Origin of the sequence: Pseudomonas sp. FSL W5-0203 (genome assembly GCF_001896155.1) — a bacterium.
Lineage (GTDB): Bacteria > Pseudomonadota > Gammaproteobacteria > Pseudomonadales > Pseudomonadaceae > Aquipseudomonas > Aquipseudomonas paracarnis.
Map to the genome: position 1 here is coordinate 160043 of NZ_MPOR01000007.1, position 15851 is coordinate 175893.

Here is a 15851-nt window from a genome sequence, read left to right on the forward strand (position 1 = left end):
TGTCTTTATATATGCATTAAAATGCAGATATGGAGGGGAAAGACCTGGAGATATGCAATTTAATGCATACGACTTGACCGTCATCACTGCGACACATTTCTGCAACGACCTTGCGCTATACCAGTCGACTCGCTTGCCATAACAAGGTCGCCCAGCATGCCCCCGTGTCCACAACGCCTCGCGCTCGCCATCACCCTGTTGGCCAGCGGCGGTTTCATTGAAGCAGCCGCAGCCAAGACCCTGCAGATCGACACGCCTACGACACAGGGGCAAACCCTGGGTGGCAGTGATACGTTGACCACGTCGGCGCCTGGCAGCATTACAACCTCCGGGGTGGCGGTGACGCTCAAGGACGGCACCCGCGGTGCGGGGGTGGTGGTGACTAACGCGGGCAAGCTGGTCTCCAGTGGCGGTCGGGGTATCGACAGTTCGGGGAACGTCAGCGGGGAGCGCAGGTACAGCATTTACAACCTTGCCGGTGGGGTGATTCAAGGTGCCAATGATGCGTTGCGCATCAACAGTAACGTTGTCAGCGGCAGCGTGCTGATCGACAACAGCGGCACCCTTCGCTCGGCCACCGGCCAAGGGCTGGACCTGGATGCGCTGCGCAGCAGCAACGTCACCACCACGATCATCAACCGTGCCGGTGGCTTGATTCGCGGGGAGGCCAGCGACGGCATGAAGACTGGCGCCAACGCCTCTATCACTAACTACGGTGAGATCTCCACCGGCAACACCTTCTCCCGCGATGACAAGTTCGATGGCGTGGACATCGACTCCGCCAGCGGCGTGACGGTGACCAACTATGGCCTGATTTCCGGTGGCCGCCATGGCATCACCACGGACGAGGGCGCCACGCTGACCAACTACGGCACGGTGATCGGCCGCAACGGCTCGGGCTTTGGTTCCGATGGCGACGGCACTGTGATCAACCACGGCACCATCACCGGCGCGTTCTCCGGGCTGCAACCGGATGGCGACGGTGACGGCGTGGACATCGACAAGATCGCCCATATCGAAAACTACGGCGTCATCCAGGGTGTCGGCGCCGGGGGTGTCGACAAGAACGGCTTTGCCAACGGCAGCGAAGGGATCGCCCTGGGCGGTGGCTCTCTCTACAACGCCAAAGGCGCGTTGGTCAGTGGTGCCAACAATGCCATCCTGGTGGACGACGGCAGCGACGGGCCGGGGCTCGCGGCTACCATCCTGGAGAACCACGGCACGATTCAGGGCCTGGATGGCTTTGGCGTGAAGTTCGTCGGCAACTATGCCGACACGGTTATCAATAGCGGCACCATCAGCGGCAGTAATGGCCTGGCCCTGGATTTGGGCGGCGGCGATGACCAGCTGATCTTGCGCAACGGCAGCCGCTTTATCGGCACGGTGGACGGCAGCAGCGGTTACGACCGACTGACCCTGGACGACGTCGCAGGGGGCAGTTTTGGCGACAGCCGCAACCTTGAATGGCTGGAGGTCAAGCAAGGTACCTGGACGTTGACCGGCCAGGGTGATTTCAGCGACGGCGGCAAGATTTCCAGCGGTGCCAAGCTGGTCAACCAAGGCGGGATTACCGGTAACGTGACGGTCGACACAGGCGGTGTGTATGCCGGCGGCGGCTCGGTGGGCAGCCTGGTGGTGAACGGCACCCTGCAGACCAACACCGCGTTGGGCACCGCCACCATCAACCGCGACTTGCGCATGGGCAGCGGCTCGACCCTGGCCTATGGCGTCAACGCCGACGGCAGCAGCGCGCCGATCAAGGTCGGCGGCACCGCTTACCTCAATGGCGCGACCCTGGCGGTCAACCCCGGCGAAGGCACCTACCCCTGGCAAAGCCATTACAGCGTGCTGCAAGCCGGCAGCATCAATGGCACGTTTGGCAAGGTCACCAGCGACTACGCCTTCCTGACCCCAACCCTGGATTACAGCGCCACTCAGGTCGGCCTTACATACACCCGTAACGACATCGCCTTCAACCAATTCGCCAGCACCGGCAATGGCGCCAGCGCCGCCAACAGCCTGGCAGGCCTGGGCACGAACAACCCGCTGTACAACGCCCTGCTCAATACCACCACCGCCACAGCCGGGGCAGCCATCGAGCAACTGGCGGGCAGTAGCACCGCCAACCTCACCAGCGCCACCCTCAATGCCAGTGCGCAAGTGGGCCACAGCATGCTCGCCGCCATGCACCAGGTGGGTGGCGGTGCGGGACTGCTGGTGGGGCTCAATGACCAAGATACGCCGGTACTGGCCGCCACCGGCGTGCCCGCCGAGGTGCGCAACCTCAATGACCCGAACGCGCGCGGCCGCCTGTGGCTGCAAGGCATCGGCAGCTACGGCAAGCTCGATGGCGAGCACGGCAGCAACGGCTTGACCCAACGCACCAAAGGCACAGTGCTCGGCGCCGATTGGGCGCTGGATAGTGACTGGCGCCTGGGTGTGCTGGGCGGTTACTCCAAGACCGACCTGGACACCACCGGTGTGGACGGCAGCGTCGACAGCTGGCACGCCGGCGTCTATGCCCTGCGCCAGAGCGGCCCACTGGCCTTGCGCCTGGGTGCGGCCTACAGCGGGCATCAGGGCGACAGTAAACGCACGGTGGCCTTCAACGGCTTTAACGACCGCCCCAAGGGCGACTATGACGCCAACAGCCAGCAGGCTTTCGCTGAACTGGGCTACGCCATGGGTAGTGGCCGCTTGAGCGCAGAACCGTTCGCCAACCTCGGCTACCAGCGCTACCAACGCGACGGCTATAACGAAAAAGGCGGCGCCGCTGCGTTGCATGTCGAGGGCCAGACCCAGGACAACTTCAGCAGCACCTTCGGCCTTCGCCTGGCGCACCTGAGCCAGCTGGACAACGGCGTCAGCCTCACACCCCGCGCCAGCCTTGGCTGGAAGCACACCTATGGCGATGTCGACAGCACCACACGCCAGGCTTTCCTGGCCGGTGGCACCGTCTTCAATGTGCAAGGCAGTGTGCTGGATCGGGACAGCCTGTTGCTCGAAGCGGGCCTGGACGTAGGCTTATCCGTCCGTCATCGCCTGGGCCTGGGCTATACCGGCGAAGTGGGCAGCAACAGCCGCAACCATGCGCTGACCGGCCAATGGCAGATGAGTTTTTAATCGCACCGTACTAGAGACAACTCCCGCAAAACGGTGGTCGATAGCCTGACAGTTATCCCCCCGCACCTCGCCTAAATTCCCGGCCTCATTCATCAGAGGTTGGGAATTCATGCCCTTTACACTTCAAAGAACCGCAATCGTCATCGGCCTGGCAGTGGCCGCGAGTTTTCAGCCCGCCCACGCGCGAGGCGATATCGAATACAAGCCCTATGAGAACCATCCCTACGACGCCACCGACTATAGCGGGGCGTTTATACCCAAGTTCGAAGCGCCGCCCATTCCACCGCCCTTCGACGGATTCCTCACCCAGCAGGCCACTTCGCACAACGGCCTGCAGGTCGCCAAGGTGCTGGAGCCGGCAGTGATTCAACTGGTGGCCTCCGGCGAGTTGGACTCGGAAGACCTCAAGGAGCTGCAAAAATCACTTGAGCAATTGAGCAAGCAACCCGGAGGGATCGGCGCAGCCCTTGAGCAACTGGCCGCCAGCCAAAACGCCAACCTGGCCACCGCAACCCAGGCCACCACCCAGCACCTGAGCCGCCAATTGCTCGCCACCCTGCGCACACTGCCTACTGACGACGACGGCCACTTCTGGGTGCAAGGCCTGGGCAACGGCGGCAGCCTAGACGCACAACACGGCAGCGCCGGCTTGAAGCACGATACCCAAGGCCTGTTGCTGGGCGCCGACTGGGCGCTCGACCATGCCTGGCGGGTGGGTGTCATGGGCGCCAAGACCTCCAGCCACTTCGATGCCCCGCGTTATGCCGCCAACCTGGACAGCTGGCACTTGGGCGGCTACGCCGTGCGCCAGGACGGCCCCTTCGCCCTGCGCCTGGGGGCGATCTACAGCAACCATGCCGGGCAGAACAAACGCAGCGTCAGCCTGCTCAATTACCACGACTCGCTCAAAAGCAAATACAACGCCAGCAGCCAGACACTGTTCTCCGAACTCGGCTATCAATTGGGCAGCGGTGATTCCACTGTCGAACCCTTCGTCGGCCTCGGCTACCAACGCTATCAGCGCGACCGTTTCAAAGAGAGCGGCGGCGTAACCGCATTGAACGTCGGCCCACAAACCCAGCGAAACTTGAACAGCACCTTTGGCCTGCGCCTGGCAACGCTGTATCGCTTCGACAACAACATGAGCCTCACGCCTCACCTAAGTACGAGCTGGAAGCACCTGTATGGCGACGTCAATAGCCAGGTCCGCCAAACCTCGCGCTATGCGCCAGGCCTGATCGACGGTTACACCATCACTGGCACCGCCCTGGACCGCGATAGCTTTGACTTGCAAGCAGGCCTGGACCTTGCCTTGTCCACCCAACACAGCGTCGGCCTGACCTATACCAGCCAAGCCGGCAACCATGGCCACGACCAAGGCCTGATGGGCCAGTGGAAAATGAGCTTCTAAGCCCGGGAACGCCTGAATTTCAGGCGAAAAAAAAGGGGAGCACCTGCCCCCCCGAGGATTAAACGTCAGTCTCGAAGGCTGTGATCAGCCTTCGATCTCAATCAGGATTTCGCCAGGATTCACCCGGTCGCCCTTGGCCACATGTACAGCGCTCACCTTGCCGGCAATCGCTGCCTGCACTTCGGTTTCCATCTTCATGGCTTCGGTAATCAGCACGGCCTGGCCGGCCTTGACCACGTCGCCGACCTTGACCAGCACATCGACGATATTGCCCGGCATCGCCGTGCTGACATGGCCCGGTTCGGTGGCATGCTTGCGCTTGCTGCCGCCGCTGCTGACAAACTCGTTGAGCGGTTCGAACACCACTTCTTCCGGCATGCCGTCGATGGACAGGTAGAAGTGACGCTTGCCTTCGGCCTTCACGCCGACACCGGTGATATCCACGCGGTAGCTTTCGCCGTGCACGTCGATAACGAATTCGGTCGGTACGCCTTCGCCGCCAGCACGGGCCACGCCGCCCGCTTCAGGGATCGGCAACAGCACTTCAGGAGCCAAGGTGCCGGCGTCGCGCTCTTCGAGGAACTTGCGCCCGATGTCCGGGAACATGGCGTAGGTCAGCACGTCTTCTTCGGACTTGGCCAATGCGCCGATTTCACCGCGCAGCTTGGTCATTTCCGGCTTGAGCAAATCCGCCGGGCGCACGTCGATCACGTCTTCGCTGCCGATGGCCTGGCGACGCAGTTTTTCATTCACCGTGCCCGGCGCCTTGCCGTAACCGCCTTGCAGATAGAGCTTCACTTCGTTGGTGATGGTCTTGTAGCGCTCACCGGCCAGCACGTTGAAGAACGCCTGGGTACCGACGATCTGCGAGGTCGGCGTTACCAGCGGCGGGAAGCCAAGGTCTTCACGCACTCGTGGAATCTCGGCCAACACTTCACTCATGCGGTTAAGAGCGCCCTGCTCTTTGAGCTGGTTGGCCAGGTTGGAGATCATCCCGCCCGGCACTTGGTTGACTTGCACACGGGTGTCGACGGCGGTGAATTCGCTCTCGAACTGGTGGTACTTCTTGCGCACGGCGTAGAAGTACAGGCCGATCTCTTGCAGCAGTTCCAGGTCGAGGCCGGTGTCGAACTCGCTGCCTTTAAGGGCCGCTACCATCGACTCGGTGCCCGGATGGCTGGTGCCCCAGGCAAAGCTGGAGATGGCCGTGTCGATATGGTCGGCACCGTTTTCGATGGCCTTGAGTTGGCACATCGCGGCCAGACCGGCGGTGTCGTGGGAGTGGATGAAGACCGGCAGATTCTGCTCGGCTTTGAGTGCCTTGACCAGTTCGCCAGTGGCGTAGGGCGTGAGCAGGCCGGCCATGTCCTTGATCGCGATGGAGTCGCAGCCCATGGCTTCCAATTGCTTGGCCTGGGCCACGAACGCTTCCACGGTATGCACTGGGCTGGTGGTGTAGGCGATGGTGCCTTGTGCATGTTTGCCAGCGGCCTTGACCGCTTCAATGGCCACGCGCAGGTTACGCACATCGTTCATCGCATCGAAAATGCGGAACACGTCGATACCGTTGACCGCCGCCTTGGCCACGAAGGCCTTGACCACGTCGTCGCTGTAATGGCGGTAGCCCAGCAGGTTCTGGCCGCGCAGCAGCATTTGCAGGCGCGTGTTGGGCAGTGCGGCGCGCAGTTGGCGCAGGCGCTCCCACGGGTCTTCCTTGAGGAAGCGCACACAGGCGTCGAAGGTTGCGCCGCCCCAGACTTCCAGGGACCAGTAGCCGACTTTGTCGAGCTTGTCGCAGATCGGCAGCATGTCGTCGGTGCGCATGCGGGTGGCCAGCAACGATTGGTGGGCGTCGCGCAGGATGGTGTCGGTTACGAAGATCTTCTTGCTCATTGTTATATTCCTCACAGGCCTGCGTGGGCGGCGATGGCGGCGGCGATGGCCAGGGCCAGCTCTTCGGGTTTGCGCTTGATCGAGTAGTTGGTCAGCTCAGGGTGGCTTTCCACAAAGCTTGTATTGAACTGGCCGCTACGGAATTCCGGGTTGCGCAAGATTTCCTGGTAGTAGGCGGCGGTCGTCTTCACGCCTTGCAGGCGCATGTCGTCCAGGGCACGCAGGCCGCGGTCCATGGCTTCTTCCCAGGTCAACGCCCACACCACCAGTTTCAGGCACATGGAGTCGTAGAACGGCGGGATGGTGTAACCGGTGTAGATCGCCGTGTCAGTCCGCACGCCGGGACCGCCGGGGGCGTAGTAACGGGTGATCTTGCCGAAGCTTGGGAGGAAGTTGTTCTTCGGGTCTTCGGCGTTGATACGAAACTGCAACGCGAAACCCCGGTGCTGGATGTCTTCCTGCTTGACCGACAACGGCAGGCCGGAGGCGATGCGGATTTGCTCGCGAACGATATCGATGCCGGTGATTTCTTCGGTGATGGTGTGTTCCACCTGCACCCGCGTGTTCATCTCCATGAAGTACACCTCGCCCTCGGCGAGCAGGAACTCCACGGTACCGGCGTTCTCGTAGCCCACAGCCTTGGCCGCGCGCACCGACAGGTCGCCGATGTAGGCGCGCTGTTCGGGGGTCAGCTGTGGGCTGGGGGCAATTTCGATCAGCTTCTGGTTGCGACGCTGGATCGAGCAATCACGCTCGAACAGGTGCACCACGTTGCCAAAGCTGTCACCGAGGATCTGCGCCTCGATGTGCTTGGGATTGACGATGCATTTTTCCAGGAACACTTCCGCCGAACCGAAGGCCTTGGTGGCTTCGGAAATCACGCGGGGGAAGGCTTGCTCGAGTTCTTCGCGACTGTTGCAACGACGAATGCCACGGCCGCCACCACCGGAGGTGGCCTTGAGCATCACCGGGTAACCGATACGGTCGCCTTCGGTGAGGGCTTCATGGATGTCGGCAACGTTGCCTTCGGTGCCCGGCGTGACTGGCACACCGGCCTTGATCATGCTGCGGCGCGCTTCGGTCTTGTCGCCCATGCGGCGAATCACTTCTGCCGACGGGCCGATGAACTTGATGCCGCGCTCGGCACAGATATCTGCCAATTCGGCGTTTTCCGACAGGAAGCCGTAGCCGGGGTGTAGCGCATCGCAGCCGGTTTCCACCGCCAGGTTCACCAGCTTGCGCGGGTTCAGGTAACCGGCCAGTGGCTCGGCACCGATGCTGTGGGCTTCGTCGGCACGCTTGACGTGCAACGCGTGGCGGTCGGCGTCCGAATAAACCGCGACCGAGCGAATGCCCATCTCGGCGCAGGCACGCACGATTCGTACGGCAATTTCACCACGGTTGGCGATCAGGATCTTTTTTATCACTTGGAAATTCCCTTGAGCCGATTGCTGCGTTCTTCGACCCGCTTGAGGCGGGTCGGCGCGTGACCAAATGTTTCATGACAGTCGCGAGACACACACTATGCGCACAGGAGAATTAACAAAAATCAATAATTATTGGGTTGTGTATAAGTAAAGACTTATAGTTGGCCGGACGACCGAAGAGCCAAGGGCTTATAAAATGCGTAAGTCATTGATGCGTATGACATTGCGTCAATTGCAGATCTTCAATGAAGTGTGTGATTTGCGTTCCTACAGCCGTGCCGCCGAGGAAATGTCACTCACCCAACCGGCGGTCAGCCTGCAAATTCGCCAGCTGGAAGAACTGGTCGGCCAGCCGCTGTTCGACTATGTCGGCAAAAAACTCTACATGACCGAGGCCGCCGAAGCCTTGCAACGGGCCAGCCGCGATATTTTCGGGCGCCTGGAAAACCTCGATATGCAGCTGTCGGACATGCAGGGTTCACTGCAAGGCCAACTGAAACTGGCGGTGGAGTCCAGCGCCAAGTATTTCGTGCCGCACCTGTTCGCCGCCTTCAAGCGCCAGCATCCGGAAGTGCAATTGCAGCTCACGGTGGTCAACCGTGCCCAGGTAATCCGCCGGCTCTCGGACAACCGTGATGACCTGGTGATCATGTCCATGGTGCCCCAGGACATGGGCCTGGAGTTCCTGCCGTTTCTCAACAACCCGATTGTGGCCGTGGCATTGCCGGATCATCCCTTGAGCCTGCAAGGGCCGCTGCGCCTGCAAGACCTGGAGCCTTATACCCTGCTCATCCGCGAACCGGGCTCTGGCACGCGGCTGGCCTGCGAAGAATACTTCAAGGAAAAACGCGTGCACTTCACCCAAACGGTAGAAGTGGCCTCGGCGGAGGCGCAGCGTGAGTGTGTGGCGGCAGGGTTGGGCGTGGCCCTGCTGACGCGCCACGCCTTGAACCTGGAGCTGGCCACCGGCGGGCTCAAGGAGCTGCCGGTGGAAGAACTGCCGCTGTACCGCAGTTGGTGCCTGGTGCAGGCCAAGGCTAAACGCCTGTCACCGGTGGCCCATGCGTTCCTGGGCTTTATTCGCAGCGAACGGGTGCAGATCAGCGCGTTGGCTGAGCGTTTCGCTGGGCAGCCACGGGTGCCTGCCAATGCAGTTCCGGGTAGTCACTGATGCTCTGGAGCAACTGGCGCTCCTCGCAACGATCTTCGATGGCGCGACGGAACGCCATGCGGCGCTGGTCTTCCTGCTGACGACGGGTCTTGACGGTGCTGTTGCTGTCTTCGTAGGGCCGGGTCATTTGGAGTCTCCCAATGCGAGTACGGGGAGTACAGGATGGGCGCGGGGGATGACGGTTTGGCGGCGCGGGGGTTACAGGATGATGAATCTTGCGAAGCTGGCGCAAATCCATGTGGGAGCTGGCTTGCCTGCGATGGCGGTGTATCAGGCAATGAAGAGGGTAACTGGCAGACCGCTATCGCAGGCAAGCCAGCTCCCACAGACCCTCAGTCGTCGAGGGCTTTGACGGATTTTGGCGAGAGGCGAAGGCTGCGCAAACTGCGCTTCACGCTCTTGAGGTGGTTGACCAGGCTCGGGCCACGGGCCATGGCCACGCCCATTGCCAACACGTCGATGACCACCAGGTGGGCAATGCGCGAGGTCAGCGGCGTGTAGATTTCGGTGTCTTCATGCACGTCGATCGCCAGGTTCACCGTGGAGAGCTCCGCCAATGGCGTCTGGCTTGGGCACAGAGTGATCAGCGAAGCGCCGCTTTCACGCACCAGGTTGGCGGTGATCAGCAGGTCTTTGGAACGACCTGATTGGGAAATGCAGATGGCCACGTCTGTGGGCTTCAAGGTCACCGCCGACATCGCCTGCATGTGCGGGTCGCTGTAGGCCGCGGCGGTCAGCAGCAGGCGGAAGAACTTGTGCTGGGCATCGGCCGCCACCGCGCCGGACGCACCGAAGCCGTAGAACTCGACGCGCTGGGCCTGGGACATCGCGGTCACGGCCTTTTGCAGCTCCACCGGGTCGAGCTTCTCGCGCACTTCCATCAAGGTGTGCAAGGTGGTGTCGAAGATTTTCAGGCTGTAGTCGGCGACGGAGTCGTCTTCATGGATTGCAAACTGGCCGAAGCTCGCACCAGCAGCCAGGCTTTGCGCCAGCTTGAGTTTCAGATCCTGAAACCCGGAGCACCCAATGGCGCGACAGAAGCGCACGATGGTCGGCTCACTGATGCCCACGCTGTGGGCCAGGTCGGCCATGGAACTGTGCATCACGGCCGCAGGGTCAAGCAGCACATGATCGGCAACCTTGAGTTCCGATTTGCGTAACAGGTGGCGCGACTGGGCGATATGTTGCAACAGGTTCAAAGGGCAGGACTCTTGTTATTGGCAGGCGCCAGGGATGTAGCAAGCTTGTAGTTATACTACAAGAATTGTCGTTTTGCCCGTGTGATGCATCACTAAATCGCCCTACTCCCCCCTGATTCAGCGGGCAGGCGCTATGTAGCCATAAAGGCGGCCTACGCTGCGCTAAGAAAAATCTGCATTTTTACGTAACAAATCTGCCAGCCCCTCGGCCCGCATGGGCGGGCTGATCAGGTAACCCTGTACCTCGTCACACTGCTCGCCGCGCAGGAAATCCAGCTGCTGCTGATCCTCCACGCCTTCGGCCACTACCATGAGCGCCAACCCGTGGGCCATGGCGATGATCGCACGGGTGATTGCCGCATCCTCGCGCCCCTGGCCAAGCCCGCGAATAAAGGCCTGGTCGATCTTTACGTAGTCCACCGGGATACGTTTGAGGTAGCTGAGGGATGAGTAACCGGTGCCAAAGTCGTCGATGGCCAGCTTCACCCCCAGGTCACGCAGTTGCTGGAAGGTGGCGATGATGTGTTCAACGCTGTCGAGCAACTGGCTTTCGGTCAGTTCCAGCTCCAGGTATTGCGGGTCCAGTGCGGTTTCTTCCAGCACTTGGCGTACCAGGCTGACCAGCTTGCCCTGGCGCAACTGATGCACCGACAAGTTGACCGACACGCGAATCGGCGCCAGCCCTTGACGCTGCCATTCGCAGGCCTGCCAGCAGGCCTGGCGCAGCACAAATTCACCCAACGGCACGATCAAGCCGGTTTCTTCCGCCAAACCGATAAAGTCGCTCGGCGGCACCATGCCCCACTGCGGATGCTCCCAGCGGACCAACGCCTCGGCAGCCTTCAGCTTTCCCGTCGCCAGGCACAGCTTGGGTTGGTAAAACACCGTGAGCTGACGCTCGTCGATGGCTTTGCGCAGGTGGTTTTCCAGCTGCAAACGCTCCAGGGTGCTGGCTTGCAGGCTGTCGGTGAAGAACTGGAAATTATTCCCGCCCAAATGCTTGGCGTGCTGCATCGCCATATTCGCCTGGCTGACCAGTGCAGAAATTTCCCGTGCGTTATCCGGCAACAGGCTGACGCCCATCGAGGCGCTGACCACCAGTTCATGCCCCTCCACATTCACCGGCACGCGCAATTTCGCCAGCAGCCGGGTCGCCACCCGCGCCAGGCTCGATAGGTTGCCATAGGCGTCAAACAACACGGCGAATTCATCACCGGACAGGCGCGCAATGGTGTCGGCCTCCGGCAGCGCGTTGATCAAGCGCCGCGCCATTTTCTGCAGCAGTTGGTCGGCCACTTCATGGCCCAGGCTGTCATTGAGCAATTTGAAGCGGTCGAGGTTGATATGCAGCAGCGCAAGGCTGCGACCGCCTTGGCGCACGCGCTGGTGAGCCTCGCGCAGCCGTTCGCGAAACAGCGAACGGTTGGCCAGGCCCGTCAACTCGTCATAGTGGGTGAGGTAGCGCATGCGCTCCTCCGACTCGCGCCGGGCGGACAGATCGGCGAAGAAGCCTACGATATGACTGACGTTTCCCCGCACATCGCGCACCACGTTCAGTTGTAGCCACTGCGGGTACAGTTCGCCGTTCTTGCGCGTCTCCACCAATTCGCCCTGCCAGGTGCCGTGGCTGAGCAATGCCTGGCGGATCAGCGGGAAGTGGCGCCGCGCATCGCGACTGCAGGGCAGTTCCACGACGTTGCGGCCAAGCATGTCGTCGATGTCAAAGCCGGTGACGCGGCTGAACGCCTGGTTCACGGCGATCAGCGCGTAGTTCGGGTCGAGGATCACAATGCCTTCGCTGGCCGCCTCGAACACCGTCGAAGCCAGGCGTTGCTGCTCTTCTACGGCCTTGCTGGCACTGATATCGCGACGCGTGCCCAGCATACGGATGACGCGGCCACTGGGCGTGCGCTCCACGGCGCGCCCGCGGTCTTCGATCCACACCCAATGCCCATCGCCATGACGTATCCGGTATTCCACCTGATAGTCCTCGCTGCGACCCTTGAGGTGCTCTACCAGCGCGTGCTTGAGCAGTGGCAGATCGTCGGGGTGCAAGCGCGGTTTGAGGTGGCTGAGCATCGCCGTGACGTATTCGGGCTCCAGGCCAAACAACTCCTTGAGTTGCGTGTGGTGGACCTCGTCGGTTTGCAGGTTCCAGTCCCACAGGCCCAGTTCACTGGCTTGCAGGGCCATGGCCAGGCGCGCTTCGCTTTTACTCAAGGCGAGGCTGGCAGCATCCAATTGCTGGCTGCGTTGCGCCACACGGTCTTGCAAGCCGACTTGGGCTTCACGCAAGTTCTGCTCCACCTCGCGGCGCTGCTCGACTTCGCGCACCAGGTCTTGGTTCAACTGCTCACTGCGTTGCTGCGCCTGCTGTAAATGCTCGATCAGGGCCTGGTTCTGGAAACGGCGCAACAACCCGCGCTGGATCAGGCGGTTGACCTGCCACGCCACCAGGCTCAGGGACGCCAGCAGGATCAGCCCGAGCACGCCCCAGCCTTGTTGCTGCGGTGTGCCATTCCAGAACAGGTAGACGATGGCCGGCACCAGGCACGGCAAGGCAAACGACAGGTAGGCCCAAAAGCTCACGGCATAGGCAACGCTGGCCGACAAGGTGGCGGCGCCGATCAGGCCAAACACCCAGGCTTGATGCATGAAACTGTCCGTGGGCACCAGGGCAATGGCCGCAGCCGAGAGGGTCAGGCCACTGACCGCCGAGCCGAGCATGAACATACGGCGCCACACGGGCTGGGCCTGCCGGCTGGGCATGGCCGAGTCAAAGGCCGCTACTTGAATCACGCGCATCGCCACCAGGGCCAGCAGCCAGAGCAGCCAGACGCTGTCCAGCAGGTATTGATTGGGGTTCCACAGCAACCAGGCGCAGACCAGCCCGTTGACCAGCATCAGCAGCGTCGGCAGCAACGAGCCCTGATAGAGCAGGCGCGTGCGCTCAACCGCGATTTGGGTTGCATAGTGTTTACGGATGACCTGTGCTGGGGCCGGCGAGGGGCCAAACAGGTCGGTGCTAAGGGTCATAGGCGGTGTTCTTATAATGGTGAGCCCGAAACGTCGACGGAGCATACACAAGCAAGCGCCTGGGCCAAACTGCTACAAGTCATAAAAAACCCGCTGCGATCGGCCGCAAACCTTTGGCCCAGACCGCTTGAGCAAGACACGGCACGGGTTGCGGCCGATGACCAACCGGTCATCACCCCCGTCAGAATGTTCGCCGCGTCGCTAGCCTGCAGGTGTTTTGCATCAACCATCCGGCATTGGGATTTGCCCAGGCCCCCCAAGGCCCATAGAATGCGTCGATGCGCGATGATCTCTCTCTTTTGCTGAACTCCCTCAACGATGCCCAACGCCAGGCCGTAGCGGCCCCCGTTGGCCGTCAGTTGGTCCTGGCCGGTGCTGGCTCCGGTAAAACCCGAGTGCTGGTGCACCGTATCGCCTGGTTGATCCAGGTCGAAAACGCGTCCCCGCATTCCATCCTGTCGGTGACCTTCACCAACAAGGCCGCTGCCGAGATGCGTCATCGCATCGAGCAGTTGATGGGCATCAGCCCGGCCGGCATGTGGGTGGGCACTTTCCACGGCCTGGCGCACCGCCTGTTGCGGGCGCATTGGCAGGAAGCGGGGCTGAGCCAGACCTTCCAGATTCTCGACAGCGACGACCAGCAACGCCTGGTCAAGCGCGTGATCCGCGAACTGGGCCTGGACGAACAACGCTGGCCGGCGCGTCAGGCGCAGTGGTTTATCAACGGCCAGAAAGACGAGGGCCTGCGCCCGCAACATATCCAGGCCAGCGGCGACCTGTTCCTGGCCACCATGCGCAGCATTTATGAGGCCTATGAAGCGGCCTGCGTGCGCGCCGGCGTCATCGACTTCTCCGAACTGCTGCTGCGTGCCCTCGACCTGTGGCGCGACAACCCCGGTTTGCTGGCCCATTACCAGAAACGCTTCCGCCATATCCTGGTGGACGAGTTCCAGGACACCAACGCCGTGCAGTACGCCTGGTTGCGCCTGCTGGCCAAGGGCGGCGACAGCCTGATGGTGGTGGGCGATGACGACCAGTCGATCTACGGCTGGCGCGGCGCGAAAATCGAGAACATCTACCAGTATTCCGAAGACTTCCCGGACGCGGTGACCATCCGCCTGGAGCAGAATTACCGCTCCACCGCCGGGATCCTCAAGGCGGCCAACGCCTTGATCGCCAACAACACCGGGCGCCTGGGCAAAGAGTTGTGGACCGACGGCGGGGAAGGCGAAGCGATCAACCTGTACGCGGCGTTCAATGAGCACGATGAAGCGCGCTATGTGGTGGAAACCATCGAAAGCGCACTGAAAACCGGCCTGGCCCGTAGCGATATCGCGATTCTGTACCGTTCCAACGCCCAATCGCGGGTGCTGGAAGAAGCGTTGCTGCGCGAGCGCATCCCCTACCGCATCTATGGCGGCCAGCGCTTCTTCGAACGTGCCGAAATCAAGAACGCCATGGCCTACCTGCGTTTGCTTGAGGGCCGTGGTAACGATGCGGCGCTGGAGCGGGTGATCAATATCCCGGCGCGTGGCATTGGCGAGAAAACCGTTGAAGCGATCCGCGACCATGCGCGCCATGCCGATGTGTCGATGTGGGAAGCCATGCGCTTGCTGATCGCCAACAAAGGCCTGACTGGCCGTGCTGCCGGGGCGTTGGGGGTGTTTGTCGAGCTGATCGAGAACCTGGCCGCCAAGTGCGCAGAGATGCCACTGCACCTGATGACTCAGACCGTGATCGAGCAGTCCGGGCTGATCGCCTATCACGAAGCGGAAAAAGGCGAGAAAGGCCAGGCCCGGGTAGAAAACCTTGAGGAACTGGTCAGCGCCGCCCGCGCGTTCGAAAACACCGAGGACGACGAAGAGCTGACGCCGCTCGCCGCCTTCCTGGGCCACGCCTCGCTGGAAGCCGGCGATACCCAGGCCGACGAGCATGAAGACAGCATCCAGCTGATGACCTTGCACAGCGCCAAAGGCCTGGAATTCCCTTACGTGTTCCTGGTGGGCATGGAAGAAGGCCTGTTCCCTCACAAGATGAGCCTGGAAGAACCCGGCCGCCTTGAAGAAGAACGCCGCCTGGCCTACGTGGGCATTACCCGGGCGATGCAGAACCTGGTGATGACCTACGCCGAGACCCGACGCCTGTACGGTAGCGAAACCTACAATAAGGTGTCGCGCTTCGTACGTGAGGTGCCCAAGGGGCTGATCCAGGAAGTGCGCTTGTCCAACAGCGTCAGCCGCCCGTTCGGCGGTGGCCAGCAACAGAACTCCAGCAGCATGTTTGCCGGTTCCGAAATACCGGAAACCCCGTTCAGCCTGGGCCAGCAGGTCAAGCATGCGATCTTCGGCGAAGGCGTGATCCTCAACTTCGAAGGCGCCGGCGCCCAGGCCCGGGTGCAGGTGAACTTCGCCGAGGGCAGCAAGTGGCTGATGATGGGTTACGCCAAGCTCGAAGCGGTCTGAGCTGGCCACAATAAGCCCACCATCATGAAACACTGCGTAACATGAAGATTATTGGCCCACCCTTGTTTTAGAGGCGTGCGGGCCAATATCTATAATTAGTCCTACAGACCCTTCGGATTTGGTCTTACG

Annotated in this window: 9 protein-coding genes; 4 read left to right on the top strand and 5 right to left on the bottom strand. The window is 61.6% G+C overall.

Annotated features, from left to right (window positions below; all coding sequences use genetic code 11):
* Positions 1 to 156 precede the first annotated feature (156 nt).
* Both BOP96_RS09380 and BOP96_RS09385 read left to right on the top strand, forming a co-directional pair.
* Positions 157 to 3123, top strand: coding sequence for an autotransporter outer membrane beta-barrel domain-containing protein (locus tag BOP96_RS09380; RefSeq protein ID WP_073452530.1), 2967 nt, complete (start codon positions 157 to 159; stop codon positions 3121 to 3123).
* A gap of 109 nt (positions 3124 to 3232) precedes the next feature.
* On the top strand, positions 3233 to 4534 hold the full coding sequence (locus BOP96_RS09385) for an autotransporter outer membrane beta-barrel domain-containing protein (RefSeq protein ID WP_032901867.1): 1302 nt from the start codon (positions 3233 to 3235) through the stop codon (positions 4532 to 4534).
* Between the two features lie 84 nt (positions 4535 to 4618).
* Here BOP96_RS09385 and oadA read toward each other — a convergent pair whose 3' ends face one another.
* Both oadA and BOP96_RS09395 read right to left on the bottom strand, forming a co-directional pair.
* Positions 4619 to 6427, bottom strand: a complete 1809-nt coding sequence (gene oadA / locus BOP96_RS09390) for a sodium-extruding oxaloacetate decarboxylase subunit alpha (RefSeq protein ID WP_073452533.1) — start codon at positions 6425 to 6427, stop codon at positions 4619 to 4621.
* 11 nt (positions 6428 to 6438) lie between these two features.
* The gene (locus BOP96_RS09395) at positions 6439 to 7854 is read right to left on the bottom strand and encodes an acetyl-CoA carboxylase biotin carboxylase subunit (RefSeq protein ID WP_003195732.1); all 1416 of its coding nucleotides are present in this window, start codon (positions 7852 to 7854) and stop codon (positions 6439 to 6441) included.
* Positions 7855 to 8050: 196 nt separating this feature from the next.
* Between BOP96_RS09395 and BOP96_RS09400 the strand changes: the two genes are divergently transcribed.
* Positions 8051 to 9025: a LysR family transcriptional regulator gene (locus BOP96_RS09400; protein ID WP_014720552.1), complete on the top strand. Its 975-nt coding sequence runs from the start codon at positions 8051 to 8053 to the stop codon at positions 9023 to 9025.
* Here the strand turns inward: BOP96_RS09400 and BOP96_RS09405 are convergent.
* The 3 genes from BOP96_RS09405 to BOP96_RS09415 form a co-directional block, all read right to left on the bottom strand.
* Entirely contained in the window at positions 8955 to 9152 is a 198-nt protein-coding gene (locus BOP96_RS09405) for a PA3496 family putative envelope integrity protein (RefSeq protein ID WP_020302818.1), read from the bottom strand. The two genes, BOP96_RS09400 and BOP96_RS09405, sit on opposite strands and share 71 nt — an antisense overlap.
* A gap of 205 nt (positions 9153 to 9357) precedes the next feature.
* The gene (gene hexR / locus BOP96_RS09410; RefSeq protein ID WP_003177007.1) at positions 9358 to 10224 is read right to left on the bottom strand and encodes a transcriptional regulator HexR; all 867 of its coding nucleotides are present in this window, start codon (positions 10222 to 10224) and stop codon (positions 9358 to 9360) included.
* A gap of 162 nt (positions 10225 to 10386) precedes the next feature.
* A complete protein-coding gene (locus BOP96_RS09415; RefSeq protein ID WP_073452535.1) occupies positions 10387 to 13260 on the bottom strand; it encodes a putative bifunctional diguanylate cyclase/phosphodiesterase in 2874 nt (957 codons plus the stop codon).
* 278 nt (positions 13261 to 13538) lie between these two features.
* Between BOP96_RS09415 and uvrD the strand changes: the two genes are divergently transcribed.
* Positions 13539 to 15722 (top strand): DNA helicase II, encoded by a 2184-nt coding sequence (uvrD, locus tag BOP96_RS09420; RefSeq protein WP_014720554.1) that lies wholly within the window; start codon positions 13539 to 13541, stop codon positions 15720 to 15722.
* Positions 15723 to 15851 lie beyond the last annotated feature (129 nt).

What these genes read in the sequence shown, in the direction of transcription:
- BOP96_RS09380 (WP_073452530.1), top strand. Translation starts at nt 157, where the DNA reads ATGCCCCCGTGTCCACAACGCCTCGCGCTCGCCATCACCCTGTTGGCC.
- BOP96_RS09385 (WP_032901867.1), top strand. Translation starts at nt 3,233, where the DNA reads ATGCCCTTTACACTTCAAAGAACCGCAATCGTCATCGGCCTGGCAGTG.
- oadA (WP_073452533.1), bottom strand. Translation starts at nt 6,427, where the DNA reads ATGAGCAAGAAGATCTTCGTAACCGACACCATCCTGCGCGACGCCCAC.
- BOP96_RS09400 (WP_014720552.1), top strand. Translation starts at nt 8,051, where the DNA reads ATGCGTAAGTCATTGATGCGTATGACATTGCGTCAATTGCAGATCTTC.
- BOP96_RS09405 (WP_020302818.1), bottom strand. Translation starts at nt 9,152, where the DNA reads ATGACCCGGCCCTACGAAGACAGCAACAGCACCGTCAAGACCCGTCGT.
- BOP96_RS09415 (WP_073452535.1), bottom strand. Translation starts at nt 13,260, where the DNA reads ATGACCCTTAGCACCGACCTGTTTGGCCCCTCGCCGGCCCCAGCACAG.
- uvrD (WP_014720554.1), top strand. Translation starts at nt 13,539, where the DNA reads ATGCGCGATGATCTCTCTCTTTTGCTGAACTCCCTCAACGATGCCCAA.